General features: G+C 68.4%; 17 protein-coding genes. 5 read left to right on the plus strand and 12 right to left on the minus strand.

Going from position 1 to position 13,320, the window contains the following annotated elements:
- Nucleotides 1–199: 199 nt before the first annotated feature.
- Both NRB56_RS13940 and NRB56_RS13945 read left to right on the plus strand, forming a co-directional pair.
- Nucleotides 200–418 carry a hypothetical protein gene (locus NRB56_RS13940; protein ID WP_153341984.1) on the plus strand — a complete coding sequence of 73 codons (219 nt, stop codon included), beginning with the start codon at nt 200–202 and terminating at the stop codon, nt 416–418.
- A 157-nt stretch (nt 419–575) separates the two neighbouring features.
- Nucleotides 576–875, plus strand: coding sequence for a hypothetical protein (locus NRB56_RS13945; RefSeq protein WP_019932221.1), 300 nt, complete (start codon nt 576–578; stop codon nt 873–875).
- A 33-nt stretch (nt 876–908) separates the two neighbouring features.
- Here NRB56_RS13945 and NRB56_RS13950 read toward each other — a convergent pair whose 3' ends face one another.
- A complete protein-coding gene (locus tag NRB56_RS13950; RefSeq protein WP_153341986.1) occupies nt 909–1,703 on the minus strand; it encodes a class I SAM-dependent methyltransferase in 795 nt (264 codons plus the stop codon).
- 161 nt (nt 1,704–1,864) lie between these two features.
- On the opposite strand from NRB56_RS13950, the gene NRB56_RS13955 reads away from it, so the two are divergent.
- Complete coding sequence (locus NRB56_RS13955; protein ID WP_319942976.1) at nt 1,865–3,040, plus strand: glycosyltransferase family 4 protein; 1,176 nt, start codon at nt 1,865–1,867, stop codon at nt 3,038–3,040.
- On the opposite strand, the gene NRB56_RS13960 is transcribed toward NRB56_RS13955, so the two are convergent.
- The 3 genes from NRB56_RS13960 to NRB56_RS13970 all read right to left on the minus strand — a co-directional run bounded on the left by NRB56_RS13960 (nt 3,003) and on the right by NRB56_RS13970 (nt 6,397).
- Nucleotides 3,003–4,835, minus strand: a complete 1,833-nt coding sequence (locus tag NRB56_RS13960) for a hypothetical protein (protein WP_319942977.1) — start codon at nt 4,833–4,835, stop codon at nt 3,003–3,005. The genes NRB56_RS13955 and NRB56_RS13960 overlap by 38 nt on opposite strands.
- Before the next feature lie 629 nt (nt 4,836–5,464).
- On the minus strand, nt 5,465–6,115 hold the full coding sequence (locus NRB56_RS13965; RefSeq protein WP_153341991.1) for a hypothetical protein: 651 nt from the start codon (nt 6,113–6,115) through the stop codon (nt 5,465–5,467).
- 9 nt (nt 6,116–6,124) lie between these two features.
- A complete protein-coding gene (locus NRB56_RS13970; protein ID WP_153341993.1) occupies nt 6,125–6,397 on the minus strand; it encodes a hypothetical protein in 273 nt (90 codons plus the stop codon).
- 95 nt (nt 6,398–6,492) lie between these two features.
- On the opposite strand from NRB56_RS13970, the gene NRB56_RS13975 reads away from it, so the two are divergent.
- Both NRB56_RS13975 and NRB56_RS13980 read left to right on the plus strand, forming a co-directional pair.
- Nucleotides 6,493–6,996, plus strand: coding sequence for a hypothetical protein (locus NRB56_RS13975; RefSeq protein WP_227837636.1), 504 nt, complete (start codon nt 6,493–6,495; stop codon nt 6,994–6,996).
- Nucleotides 6,997–7,176: 180 nt separating this feature from the next.
- On the plus strand, nt 7,177–7,335 hold the full coding sequence (locus NRB56_RS13980; RefSeq protein WP_153341997.1) for a hypothetical protein: 159 nt from the start codon (nt 7,177–7,179) through the stop codon (nt 7,333–7,335).
- Nucleotides 7,336–7,495: 160 nt separating this feature from the next.
- On the opposite strand, the gene NRB56_RS13985 is transcribed toward NRB56_RS13980, so the two are convergent.
- The 8 genes from NRB56_RS13985 to NRB56_RS14020 all read right to left on the minus strand — a co-directional run bounded on the left by NRB56_RS13985 (nt 7,496) and on the right by NRB56_RS14020 (nt 13,284).
- Complete coding sequence (locus NRB56_RS13985; RefSeq protein ID WP_153341998.1) at nt 7,496–7,750, minus strand: hypothetical protein; 255 nt, start codon at nt 7,748–7,750, stop codon at nt 7,496–7,498.
- Entirely contained in the window at nt 7,735–8,307 is a 573-nt protein-coding gene (locus NRB56_RS13990; protein ID WP_153342000.1) for a helix-turn-helix domain-containing protein, read from the minus strand. Before NRB56_RS13990 ends, NRB56_RS13985 begins: the two co-directional genes overlap by 16 nt.
- A 1,029-nt stretch (nt 8,308–9,336) precedes the next feature.
- Complete coding sequence (locus NRB56_RS13995) at nt 9,337–9,987, minus strand: C1 family peptidase (protein ID WP_194290843.1); 651 nt, start codon at nt 9,985–9,987, stop codon at nt 9,337–9,339.
- Entirely contained in the window at nt 9,984–11,165 is a 1,182-nt protein-coding gene (locus tag NRB56_RS14000) for an ImmA/IrrE family metallo-endopeptidase (RefSeq protein ID WP_153342004.1), read from the minus strand. The genes NRB56_RS13995 and NRB56_RS14000 overlap by 4 nt, the downstream gene beginning before the upstream one ends.
- Before the next feature lie 13 nt (nt 11,166–11,178).
- Nucleotides 11,179–11,583: a helix-turn-helix domain-containing protein gene (locus NRB56_RS14005; protein WP_153342006.1), complete on the minus strand. Its 405-nt coding sequence runs from the start codon at nt 11,581–11,583 to the stop codon at nt 11,179–11,181.
- Entirely contained in the window at nt 11,580–12,110 is a 531-nt protein-coding gene (locus tag NRB56_RS14010) for a holo-ACP synthase (RefSeq protein ID WP_227837638.1), read from the minus strand. The genes NRB56_RS14005 and NRB56_RS14010 overlap by 4 nt, the downstream gene beginning before the upstream one ends.
- A complete protein-coding gene (locus NRB56_RS14015) occupies nt 12,107–12,997 on the minus strand; it encodes a thymidylate synthase family protein (protein ID WP_153342008.1) in 891 nt (296 codons plus the stop codon). Before NRB56_RS14015 ends, NRB56_RS14010 begins: the two co-directional genes overlap by 4 nt.
- An 8-nt stretch (nt 12,998–13,005) precedes the next feature.
- Nucleotides 13,006–13,284: a hypothetical protein gene (locus NRB56_RS14020; RefSeq protein ID WP_153342010.1), complete on the minus strand. Its 279-nt coding sequence runs from the start codon at nt 13,282–13,284 to the stop codon at nt 13,006–13,008.
- Nucleotides 13,285–13,320 lie beyond the last annotated feature (36 nt).

Here is a 13,320-nt window from a genome sequence, read left to right on the forward strand (position 1 = left end):
TCTCGATTCGCCGCAGCCGGGTGTGCCGACCCTCGATGCGCGATGTTTGCCGAGCGGTGCTTTAATCTGGACTTGTTCTACCGTCTCATGACTCCACAGTCCGATTGCAAGCGATTAGCTGGTCGACTCCGAGAGCCTCGCCGACGTTCGCGCACGCCGTTTCGCCGCGGCCGGTCGGGCCCGATGTGTGGGAGGTGGCATGACCGATGTGACGTTCGGTGCACGGAAGACTCCCCGGCCGAACGATTTCGGGCCGTCAACGACGAGTACCCCCCTGCACCGCGCCGCGGGCCGGCTGCAGGCCGTGTTGCCGCCGGGTTGGCTGGTGGACGTGGTGGATATCGCGAAACGCCGTGACGAGGCCCCGCAGCCCATTCTGCGGGTGCGGATGCCGGAAAATCGCCCTGCCGCTTCGTGATCGCGAGGTGATCTCGGGTAGCGCGAATGCGAAACCCTACCTGCCGGTTCGCTTTTCGGCAAACGCACTATTGCGTTTCGTGCCGAACCGGAGCATGCTGATAGCAACCTTCAGCTCCCGTTATTTCAAATGCAATTGCAGGGGAGGCGGCAGTCGCATGGCGGTGCAAGTGGTCGATCGATCGTTGATGACCAGTGATCAAACTCCACATCAAGCCCGGTGCGTGGGCGGTGGTGGCTGGGTGGTCTCCTATCTGCCCGGCCGCACACTGACCCTGGAACAGGCCACCGCGGCATTGCAGGCCGCCGAGGCGGTGTCCGCGGTGCGGGCGCTGGCCGACCGGGTGGGGCTGACCCCGCTCGAAACCATCGGCCTGGCAATGCAGGAGCCACCGTGGAGCGAACCGGCCCGCCTGGGCGGGCAGCGGTTCTGGCGGCGGGGGCGGCTGGAACGGTGACGGAGGGTCGCGGCAGCGGGGAAGCCGTCGCGACTATCCGGCCGGGTGCCGCTTGGCGACGACCACGACCAGGTTGCTGACCAGCAGTTCGCGTATCACCGGAATCCGGACCAGCCACCACGCCCACCGCGGGTGATACCGCGGGAAGGCCGCGAGCACGCGTGCTCGCGGCCGCACCCGCTCGGCCCAGCGCAGCCCATCGGCGGCCCGGACCGGAAACAGCGAGACGCCGAAGCGGTTCTTCGGTTCCCGGCCGTGGCGCCGGCGATATCGCCGCGCGGCGAACTCGCCGCCCAGGTAGTGCCACGGGCCGGTCTCGTGCCCGCCGAACGGCCCGAGCCAGACCGTGTACGAAAAGACAACCAGCCCACCGGGTCTGGTGACGCGCAGCATCTCCTCGGCCATCAGCCACGGATCCGAGACGTGCTCGGCCACATTCGAGGAGACGCACACGTCCACCGCGTCGTCGCGGAACGGCAGCGCCATGCCCGAGCCCCGGACCGCGCCGGTCAGCACGCGTCCGGCGGCGTGCATCTCGGCCGGATCCGGTTCCACCGGCAGATAGCGGGCGCCGCGCGCGCTGAATTCGTCGGCGAAATAGCCGGGCCCGCCGCCGACGTCCAGCACCGTGACGCCGGACAGGTCACGGCCGGTGCGATCCCGGTGGAAATCGGCGACCAGATCCGCGGTGTCCGCGGCGATACCGCCGTAGAACCGCGCGGGATCGGTCTGTTCGAAACGGAAGCTGCCCAGCAGGCGCAGCGAGCGGGCCAGAGTGGCCCGGCGCGCGAAACTCGGCGGGGGTGGTGTGGCGGCGGGTCGAAGCATGGCGAATCAGTTTTACACAGCGGTACCGGGTTGGATCGCCGCCGCGTCGGGGGGTCGCGGCGGACACACGCGGCGGCGGTGACCGGATCGCGAGGGTCGGCGGTTAGGGTTTATTCGCTGTCGTCCGCTGTCCGTCCGAGCGCAATCGGGAGATGCTTGCCGTGCGTGAAGTACTACTACTGTGCTGGCGCGATTCCGGGCATCCCCAGGGCGGCGGTAGTGAACGGTATCTCGAACGGGTGGGGGAGCAGCTGGCCGAGCGCGGTGTGCGCGTGACGCTGCGCACCGCGCGCTATCCCGGTTCGGCGAAGCGCGAACGCGTCGGCGGGCTGGAGATCAGCCGGGCCGGTGGCCGATTCACGGTGTACCCGCGAGCGCTCGCCGCGATCGCGGCGGCCCGGCTCGGGCTGGGCCCGTTGCGCGGAATCCGGCCGGACGCGGTGATCGACACCCAGAACGGCATCCCCTTCTTCGCCCGGCTCGCCTCGGCCGCGCCCGTCGTGGTGCTGGTGCACCACGGCCACCGCGAACAGTGGCCGGTCGCCGGTCGTCTGGTGGGCCGGATCGGCTGGTGGATCGAATCGCGGCTGTCCCCGCGGGTGCACCGGCGCAGCCAGTACCTGACCGTGTCGCTGCCGTCGGCGGAGGAGCTGGCTGTCCTCGGCGTCGAGCGCTCTCGGATCGCGGTGGTGCGCAACGGTATCGATCCGGTGCCCGAGCCCGTACCGGTCGGCGGTCCGCCGACCCGGTCCGCCGCACCCCGTCTGGTGGTGTTGTCGAGGCTGGTGCCGCACAAGCAGATCGAGGACGCCTTCGCGGCGACGGCGGCGCTGCGCGCGCACATCCCCGACCTGGAACTGGACGTCGTCGGCGACGGCTGGTGGGCCGGCAACCTGAGAAACCATGCGCGACAGCTCGGTATCGCCGACGCCGTCACCTTCCACGGCCACGTCGACGAGGCCCGCAAGCACGAACTGCTGGCCCGCGCCTGGGTGCACATCCTGCCCTCACGCAAGGAGGGCTGGGGTCTGGCGGTGGTGGAGGCCGCCCAGCACGGCGTCGCGACCGTCGGTTACCGGCATTCGCGGGGTCTCACCGATTCCGTCGTGGACGGCGTCACCGGAATGCTGGTCGACGATGTCGACGGACTCACCGCCGCCGTCGGTGAGCTGCTCACCGAGCACGGCGTCCGCGCGGTGATGGGAGAGAAGGCGCGGGCCCGCGCGCGGGAATTCTCTTGGCAGCACACCGGTTACGGCGTGCACCGGGTACTCACCGCGGCGATGCGCGATGAATACGTCACCGGCCTGGTCGCCGGTCGCGCGGGCGAATCCTGATCGACCCCGCTCCGCGCAGCGCGCTCCCGGCCGCGGCCACCGCCCCGGCGAGCACCAGCAGGGCCCACAGCAGATGCGCCGCGATGGCGCTGTCGCGTTGCAGCGCGGTCGGTGTCGCCGTGGCGAGGACCGGCCCCGGCACCCGGTACAACGCCAGGTCGCCGTCGGTGTAGACCGAATCCAGTTGTGCGAGTGTGCCGGCCGACTCGCCGACCGGTCCGGGCGAGGTGCGTTCCACCAGCACCCAGCGCACGCCGCGCTCGGCCAGCCGCGCGGGCGGATCGCCGCGCAACAACGCCTCCTCCACCTCCCGCGCCCGGCTGCCCTCCCCGGCCACCACCCGGCCGCGCACCGGAAGCTCGCCGGTCTGCAGGACATCGCCGGGCAGCAGCCGCGGCGCCGGATCCAGTACCGGCACCCGGCCGCTGAAGGGGAATTCGCGGAACATCCCGCCCGGCAGCACCGCGACGTCGCCGGGCCCGTCGATCAGGGCGGCGACCTGCGGCCAGCCCGCCGGGTACCGCACCGGCCGCAACTCGTCGCCGGCGCCCCAGGCCAGATCCGGCAGCGTCGCGAGCAGCAGGATGATGAAAAGTATTGCGGCCAAGGGTGTTCCGCGCAGCTCTTCGCGCGGCTTCGGTTGCGACGAGGGAAGTTCGTTGTCGCCGTGCTCATCCGGTCCGCCGAGCGCCGGGATCAACCGGCAGCCGCTCGCGGCGCACAGCGCGTAGGCGGGCATCGCCAGCGCCACGTACTTCTGGGTGTCCCGCAGCAGCCCGGCCCCCGGCACATGCTCGACCAGGAACACCCCGGCCGAGATCCCCCATCCGGTCGCGCCCAGCGCGGGGAGGACGACAGCCACCGCCGCGAGCACGAGCAGAGATCGCCGGTCCCGCAACGTGTCCCGATCGCCACCGGCGGCCACCCACCGCAGCCCCGCCGCCACCATCACGAGCAGCGCGAGCGTACCGGCGAGAGCGAAAAGTGTTGTGCGGGAACCGGGTACGGCCGCGGAATTCCAGATGCCGCCCAGTCCGGCGAGGCTGCCGAGCGTTCCCAGACCGGGTTCGGCGCGCGCCGCGAAGGCCGCGACGCCCGCCGGATCCGAGGTGTCGGACCCGGTCCCCGCCAGCGCGGCGGCGGCCAGCCACGGCAGGGCGCCCAGACCCCACAACGCCAGCACCCCCATCACACGTCGCCCCGCCAGCACCAGCGCCACGATCCCCGACAGCAGCGCACCGGTCGGGGTCAGTCCGGCCGCCGCCAGGCAACCACCCAGCATCGCCCACTGCGACACCGACGGCCCCGCCACGGGATCGGCCAGGCGGATCCGCCGCGCCGCCAGCGCCGTCCACGGCAGCGCGGCATACCCGGTCAGCAGGCTCCAATGTCCCTGCAACAGCCGTTCCGCCACGAACGGATTCCACAGCGCCACTGTCGCCGCCACCAATTGCGGGCCGAGTGTGGCCCCCAGCAACTCCCGCGCCAGCGCCGCCGCACCCCAACCGGCCGCCCACAGCGCCCCCACCAGGATCACCTTGACCGCCACCCCGCCGTCGGTCACCGCCGACACCGCCGCCAGCAGCGCGTCCTGCGGCACGGCCCGCGGCGCCGCGTCGCCGAGCCCGAGCGCCGCATCGGTGAGATACGACCGCGGCGTGCTCACCGCATCGCGGAACAGCAGATACCCCCGCCCCAGCAACGGACCCACGATGACCAGCGCCACCACCAGGCTGTAGAGGGCGGGAACCGGCCGCGCCCACCCCGTCTCCCGCCGCCGTCCGCCGCCAGTCACGATCAGCCACCCTACGTGCTCACGCCATCCGCACGGTGGATCGCGCGCTCACGGGTCGCGCCCCGCACCGGCGCCCCCGAACGCGCAATTCGATTCGCCGCCAACAGCACTGCCGGTGCGCTTGTGGCCGGCGCGGGAATGCCCGGCGCTGCCCCTGCCGTCGGCGTCGTGGGCAGTACCGTGCCGCACCGTCATTGCTGCGATGTGTCGGTCCGCCGTCGCTCCGTATCGGCTCACATTGCTCGGCACCGCCGATGATCCTTCGCCATGCCGTCGGCCCCTCGGACCGCAACGACGACGACCTGCGCCCCCGGCGGCCGAATCCGCATCACGGTCCGGACCGATACGCCGAGTTGCCGCAGCAGTTGGATGCCTGGGTTCGGTCGCGGCGGACAAGCTTCCCGCGCGAAGGTGAGGTGCTGTGGTGGCTGCGCCAGCCGGTCGGCCTCGCCGATGCGGCGGCCGGGCTGGGGATCAATTCCGCGACACACTGGTGGGCCGACCGGCGATCGACTCTCGCCTGGCTGGCGGGCCGGTTCGGTCAGAAGCGCTCTTATCAGTCTGGGATCAGATTGGCCTGCGGTGCAGCATATCTGGACCTTCTCTGCACCAACGCGTCAGCGTGTTGTCTAGGCGCCGTCCCCGTCTCCGTCGATGAACTTCATGGTCTCCACCTCGATGCCTGTAGCGAGGAAGTGTGCGAGGATTTCTGCGAGCTGGGGGCAGGCTCGGAGGGTTTGTCGTGGCCATGGAGCGCCGGAGATCTTGCTGCCGGATCCGAACGGTGGGTGACAACCGAGCACGATGGGCTTGGACAAGTCCTCGCGCATGAGGCCGACGGACATCCTCCGGTAATAGTCCTCGACGGGTCGGAAGTAGTCGTTGGCGGGTGGATGGTTGTCTCGGTTGGCGTCGTAGACGTTGCCTGGTTCGGTGATGACGAGGTTCCATCCGGAGTGTCGAGCGACGACCCATCCTGCTTCATCGAGTGGATGTTCCACGGGCCAGGCTTTTCTCTTGAATGTGCCGCGTTCCTGGGTGGTCAGGTAGAGCACGGGCCGCGGCGAGATCCCGCGCCGGCGGCATTCGGCGGCGAACTCGCGGATCATCGATGCCGCGGTGCGGCGCGATTGTTCCGCATCGGCTGTACGTTTCCGCTGCTGGGCGGCTTGCCGATCGGCGTCCGACCGATAGTTGCGCAGTGCGCTGTCGAGGTCGCTCGGGTTGGATCGAGCGGCATCGCGCGCCTGCTGTTGAGGGTCATCCCAGATGGACGGCATGGTGATGTCCTAGAGGTAACGCGACGTCACGGTGCCCTCGAGGAACGTGACCACGCGCGTTGCCTGCTGTTCGGGAGCGTTGCCGATTTCGCGGAGCAGGTCGAGGGCGATCTGCTGAACCTGATGGGGTGGTACGCGGTCGGCGTGGAAAGGGATACCGATTCCCAGGCGGGTGGTGTCGGTCCAGATCGCGACGTGCTGGTTCTGGACCGCCTGGATCTTGACGATCATGTCCGCATTGAGGAACTCGTCTCCCCGGCCGGTCTCGATGTACGTGCGCACCTACCCATGGTCGCAGAACACGATCGTGCGCACGCCGATTCAGTGCACGAACGGCTCGAACTTCTCTGCACCAATGCCCGGGTGGCGGTGGCGGCGTGAGCACTGATCCAGTGGCGAAGGCGCTGGCGGTCTTCGCGGTGCTGCAGGCGACGTTCAGCGACGTGCATCCCTTCTGCGATCAGATCGTGCAGAATTCACGAGACGCGGCGGACAAGGGCAAGCCGGGATGGACCGGGAGGCGGGCGTGTGCCCGGCATGTGACGACGTACTCGGTTGGTCAGCTGGTCGCCTCGGTCGGCGTGACGAGGGCACTGGGGTTGCGGCTGCCATGGTCCGGGTTGCTGGCGGGGACTGCGGTCAACGCGGCGACACACTTCGTGATAGACCGCCGTGAGCCCTTGCGAAAGTTCCTGCGTAGCAGATGGATTGGCAAGGGCGGCTATCTCGACCACGCGACCGTGCAGCGCCGACCCGGCGTGGTGGGCGCGGCCGGGCCCGGGACGGCGTTGATGGAGTGCGACCAAGCGGCGCATCGGGTGATCAGTGTGTTCGCGTCGGTGGTGACGACGTGGCTGGCGGTGCGGGGTGCCCAGCGGTGACGCGGGTGGAAGACCGCGGCGCGAGTGCCGGCATGCGCAGGCCGGCCTGGGCCGACTGGTTGGCCATCTGTGTATTACGTTGGGCCTGAGCGCGTTTGCCACGCAGGTCGTCAGCTTGAGATCGATGCCCTCGGACCTCACCGAGACAGCTCTCCGCGACCGCGCGGGCACGGCACGACAATGGACAAGGTCCTGGCGATCTCGTCCGGAGCTGTGAACGAACGGGACGGGTGCACTTTCGAGGGTGCGGTGTCAGACCACGACGACGCAGCCGTCGCCGGCCTGACCCTGCCCTACAACAAGGGACCGATCGAAGGCGTCAACACGAAACCATTCTGAGCAAACGACAAATGTATGGTCGGGCAGGCATCGAACTACTCCGGCACCGGATCTGTCGCCTGACACCGTCCCCTCGAAAGTGCACCAGAGCGCGTGAAATTGACAGTCCCATGAGCGACGCCATCCGGGGTCGAGGTTGCAGATCGGCACGGATCAGAATTCAATTGCGGGAGGCGCCGTGCCGGGCGATCTGCAGTTGTTCGTATGGTCGTATGGGTTGTACCGGTTGCGAAAAGCGGTAGGTGTACTGTTCTGTGTTGCCGGTGTGTGGATTTCGCACCAGGACGGTGTCGTCCTCGGCTTCGGCTTTTGTGAGGTCGGTGGCGAAGAATCGGGTGAAATGCCGCGGTGACTGCGTGTAGCAGGAATTGAAGATCTCGTCGAGCCGCTGTTGGGTCATCAGGCCCGGACCCATGACCGCAGAAGGAACACCAGGCGCGTCGCGACGGTTGCCCAGTCGGCCAGCAGGTTGCGTGCCGGTGCGGTCATGACCCATTCCACCAGGTTCGCAGGTCGGAGTGCGGTCGGATCGGCCGGCGCGAGGTCCGGCAGGATGCGCCGTGCGGTGGTGTTGGCTGCCAGAACGTCGAAGCTCGGGAAACCGAGGTAATAGGCGGGGCCGATATACATTTCGAGGTGGTCGAGGTCGCCGGTGTCGAATGTCGGCGGCCAGTGGCCGACGTGGAGTGTGTCGATTCCGCCGACGATCATCGAGATGATTTTGCGGAGTGTCCAACCCGGGAGATCCAAGGCGCGGCACCAGGCAGTCAGGCTGTCGATGCCCGGATTCCGTTGACCGGCCTCCCATTTCCGGAGAGACGACACCGTCGCCGCCGCGGTCGCCACTTGTTCCAGCGTGAGACCCAGTGCTTCACGTCGCCGCCGCAGATATATCCCGACTTCGGGCCGATCACCGATCCACGACAGACCGGCACCGGTACGGCGCTGCCGGACCGGCTGCGGCGGCCGCATCGTGGTGGTGAGGACCGGCTGGTCGCCGGAAGGGGCGAGTGAGGATAGTGCGCTCGGCACGAGTGGCCTTCCTATCGAACCTGCGTGCTCGAAACCAGACGAGGGACCGCCGATTCCTACTCGGGCCGAGCAGCTTTCGGCGATCCCGAGGCGAATCTCTAGCAACGCAAACTAACTACGCCGTGCAACATATACCCACTCGCCCGGCAATGCGGCTGTTATCAACATCACACAAGGCCGCAGGCGGCTGCTCGGCGCCGGTGCAAGGCGACAAGCCGCGCCGCTCGGCACGGGGGTGCCGGGCCCGAAAGCCGCCGCCTTCCGGAGATCGGCGCGGTGGCTGGGACAAAATGTGTCGCTTCGAGCGTCGGATCGACCACCGCCGAGCCGTCGAATATCGCGTGTGAGCAGGACATTCACCGACGGGCGCGTCATTCCGCGGAAGGGGCGCACGGCGACAGCAAAGAATATTGCTTGAAGTTTCCTGGGATTGCCCGGGAGGATGCGTGCGTCAACGCATCGTTCGGTCGGACAAAATGCCGCAGTCGCTGTGGTAGGACCGCCCTAGAGTTGCGGAGTCCAGGAGCCGGATTGGTATTGCGACGAGGTCTTTCCCGGGCTGGTCGAGGTGGACGTGGTCCACGAGACGGAGCACGTCCTGGCTTTCCGTCCACCAATTCTCGGGTTCGGGATCGATCATGTGATCGTGGTTCCGCCCTTGCGGCCCGCCAGCGGTCGCCACGATGAGGCCCTCGACCGCTCCGAGGGCGTTGCCGCCACCTGGTGCTACGCAGGTCCGGGCTGTACCGAATGCCTCGGCTGGCGTGTTCCAGCCGAGCACGCGGCTGGGCTGGTCGTCCTGAGTGAACGAGGTCCATCGGCAGGGATTCGGAGGTGGCGGCCTTGTAGATGTCGCCTGACTGTGGGGTCCTTATCACCCGCATCCTGTAGGACCGGTCGGTTCTTTGCGACGAGGTGCGACCGGGCTGTCCGTGTGGCTGGTGCTGCAGGGAAGTCGGGGCTTGGCGATCACGTATCGGTGGGTTCGATGACGAAGGCGTACTGCGCGCAGGCGTTCCATGCGCGTTCGGTGATGAGGGCGTGTCCCTGTTGTCCCCATGTCGGGCCCCAGCTGTTGCGCACGCAGACGAGGTGGTGGCCGGCGGGAACTGTGCCGACGTCACTGTTGAGTTGCGCGACAGCGACGACGGTAACGGCATGGCCGCCGCTGCCAATGTCGGTGCCGTCGACGACGCCACCGGCAGGTTTCAGGAACGTTGCGGTAACGCGGAGGACGGCCACGGGTAGTAGTCCGTCGTCGAGCTGTTTGACCAAGCGTTTCGGGTCACGGGTGATCGCGCGCGGCACGGCGTGGTGGAAGGGACCGGTGACGGTGTCGGGCGGTTGGTAGTGGCCGTCTTCGGTGAGCGCGGGGTCGTAGGGCCATTGCTCGTCGGCGGGCTGGCCGGCGTCGCGTAGTCCGCGCCGCAGTCCGGGGCGGGTACCGCGGCCGGTGCGTCCGCATGCCCAGTGCAGGTATTCGACGCTGAGCGCGAGATCGCGATGGCGGTCGTGGGCGGTTGTCGTGGCCCACGACAGGCAGGTGGGCCGTGTTCCCTGGTTGCCGACGGCTGGCATATCGTCACGCAGGTCTGCCAGCCAACTGAGCGCCTGGGTCATGCGGCGGCCAGTTCCTGGATTCGTCGTTCGATCTGCCGCGGGGCGAGTCCTTGTTCGGGCAGTGTCTTCCGGGGACCGGCTGTTACGAGCAGACGGCGCTGAGCCGCCGGTTCGGAGGTGGTGTCCCATGCCGGGCGCAGCGATACCCGGACGGTGTGCTCGCCGGTCGTGTGCGGTGAGACGACGATGATCCGGATGCCAGGCGCGGGCAGGATAAAGTCGTCGAAATCGCGGTCCTCACCGGCCGAATCAAGGTCGAACAGGGAGTAGTCCTGGGTTCCCGCGGCGGGCTGTGGCCGCGTGGCGGGCTGGTGGATGTCGGTGAGGATGTCCAGCCCCGCCGAGCGCGGGCGGACGGCGGCGGGGGCCGCAGGGGTCATGCCGAGGCCGGTCCCGCCGTCCCATTGCAGGTGCATGCCCAAGGCGCTGGGTGCCGGCGCTGGTTCAGTGTCGTGGTCGATGGTCCAGGTGTGGCCGGTGCTGAGGTCTTCGGGCAGGTGGAGGTGGATCTCGTCACCGACGCGGCAGTGCACGGCATCACGGTCTGTGTTGTCGACGATCCAGACATCGGCGCGGGCGTCGGTGACCGCGGGGCCGCCGCGTAGGGCGTCTTTCGCCGACTTGGCGCCGCTTTTCTCCAGGGCGCGAAGGAGGCCGAAGTCGAGTTTCTTCAGTTGGGCCAGGCCCCAGAGGGCGGCGGTGTAGCTGACGGCCATGTCGCGGCTGGCGGCGTAGATGTCGGGGGCTCCGGGGACGCCGGTGATGCCGAGGCGCTGCAGGGTCCGGTTCACCAGTGGTGCCGGCATCAGCAGCGCTGCGGCGAACACCTGCGCCTGGAGTTCTTTCAATGCCAGGTCGTCGGAGTTGCGGTCCACGGTGTTGCTGTCGTCGGTGCGGCTGCCGTGCCCGAGGAGGTGGTGGCCGAGTTCGTGAGCACAGGTGTAGCGCTGCAGCGTTTCGGGGTGATTGCTGTTGAGCACGATGCCGGCGCTGGGGCCTTCGCTGAGGTAGAACCCGTAGGTGTGGTCCAGCGGCTGGGTGGCCAGCCACAGGCCGAGGCGCTGGGTGAGGCCGAAGACGTCCACCGGCCGGTCGTAGGGCGTGTGCATCTGCTGGTGGAGTCGTGCGGCCTGCATGCTGGCTATCGCGACGGCGTCGCGGCGCACGTGAGGGGGCATGAATGCACCTGGCCTATCTCGGATTCGGTTGGCTGGCGTCACCCTCGTCGAGCTGGGGTGCCGGGCCGGCGTTGCGGAGGAACTCGGCGAATCGCAGTACCTGCATACGGTCGCGCTCGGACAGGGTCCGGGCGGTGCGGAACAGCGCCGTCGTCGTTTCGTCCTCGTCCGGATCCGCGCCCAAGAGCCGGTCGACGCTGGTGCCGAACAGTCGGGCCAGTCGTTTCAGTTCGGGTGCGTGTACCTTGCGCCGACCGGTCTCGATGGCGCTGACGGCGGCTCGCGAAATCTTCAATACCTCGGCTACCTGCTCCTGAGTGAGGTTCAGGTACTCACGTTCGGTGCGGATTCGCTCGGCAACCCGGAGCCCTTCGGCGTCGACTCGGATGTCGTCGCGGCCGTTGTCCTCGGCAGTCATTGCCAGCTTCCTCCTCGCGTGGGTGGCCCGGGCGGCGGCTGAGGAACGACGGCGATCGCAGCAGCGATCGCCAGATCGGCGTCGTGACTCAGCGATACCGACCATGCCCAGGTGTGGGCACGATACGGCCACGGCTGTTCGGTGGCGGCACAGACCCAGGGCATACCGCCGTCGTCACGGCGGATCTCGACCTGGATCGGCGTCAGCTCTCGGAATCCGGTCCCGATGGCCTTGGCCACCGCTTCCTTGGCGGCCCATCGGGCACCGAGCCGATCGGCGCGGCCCTGGCAGTAACGCAGTTCCTCCTCGGTGAACGTGTTGGCCAGGAACCGTGCGCTGCTCGGCAGCGCGAGTTGCCGCCGCAAGACGGCGAGATCGCACACGTCGACACCGATACGCGTCGCCGGACCCGGCAGTTGCTCCAGACAGTCATCGAGCAGGCGCGCCGCGACGCGCGCGCCTGGAGAGTCACGCAGCATTGTGGTGCAGGGGTCCGGTTCGGGCCCAGCGGCGGGCGGCGGCGTCATCGTTGTGCGGTCGGGCGGTCGGGCTCGGGAAGTTCCAGATCGGCCCAGCTGGCGCCGAGCCTGCGGGTGGACACCTCGATCTGGTGGATATCACCTTGGGCGTCGCCGGCGCGCTCGAGCAGCTTCTTGTTGTGTGCGAGGTTCCCGGTTTCGAGCTGTGCATGGGTGCCGACCACCAGCATCCCGCCGACGTCCCGGCCGCTCTCGGTGGCCAGGAAATGTTGCAGGCGGGCCAGCCCGAGGAAGTTGCCGTAGGCACGGGCCAGGTAGTAGTGCCGACGGTACAAGGCGGTCAGGTGCAGCATTCCGTCGAGGACGGTGAAACTCACGTGTGCCAGGCAGGGGCCGCCGCGTGAGCGACGATCCTGGGGGCCGATCACCAGTGCGTCCGCGCAGATCGCCTCGACGGTTTCTCCGGGCAGGGTCAGCGGTGCTTCGTAGCGGTCGGCCCATTTCCTGTCCTCGGCGAGCACGGCCAGGAACCTCTCCAGCTGATTGACCTCGCCGCCACCCGGGTCCGGGTAGGCGACCAGCCGCCCGAAGTAGGTCCCCCACTCGTTGTGACGTCCGTGGTGGTGCAGGCGGGCGGTGTCGCGGGCACGGTCGAAGAACAGTTGCGCGGACTGTTCGTGCGCGGGGTTGTACAGCGAGATCGGGAAGATCGTGTTGGCCACGGTGTGCACGCTGTACACCGGATCGGCCGGTTTGTCGCGGGCCAGCCCGGCGAGGGCGTATTCCAGCTCGCGGCGCACGCCAAGATCCTCGTGCAGCGGATCGGCGATGCTGACCGCCAGATTGACGAGAGTGCGGCCGGGGGCGTCGACGAGCGCGCGGGCGGCCTGCAACCACGCGTCGCCGATGTCCCGGGCCTCGATATGAGTGGCCATGCGCCTCATCATTGTCGGCCTTCCAGCGCGCCGGCGATCGCGGTGCCCAATGCGCCGAGGGTGGCGAACTGGTTGCGGGGCAGATCCGCGGGCTTGGGTAGCGGCGTCACCAGCTTCAGCAGGTACTCGACGCGCGCGATCACCCACTCGGCCTGCCTGCTGTCCAGTTCGAACAGGAAATCGCCTCCGGCTGCGGCGATCGCGGCCTCGGCCTCGTCGACGGTGACCGCCGCACATTCGGCGATCCCCTCGACCAGCGCGTCGCGAAGGGTCTCCTCGTCGATCACGCCACCTCCTACTGCTTGACTTCCTGCCATGCTAGT

The organism is Nocardia aurantia (genome assembly GCF_009604425.1).
GTDB lineage: Bacteria > Actinomycetota > Actinomycetes > Mycobacteriales > Mycobacteriaceae > Nocardia > Nocardia aurantia.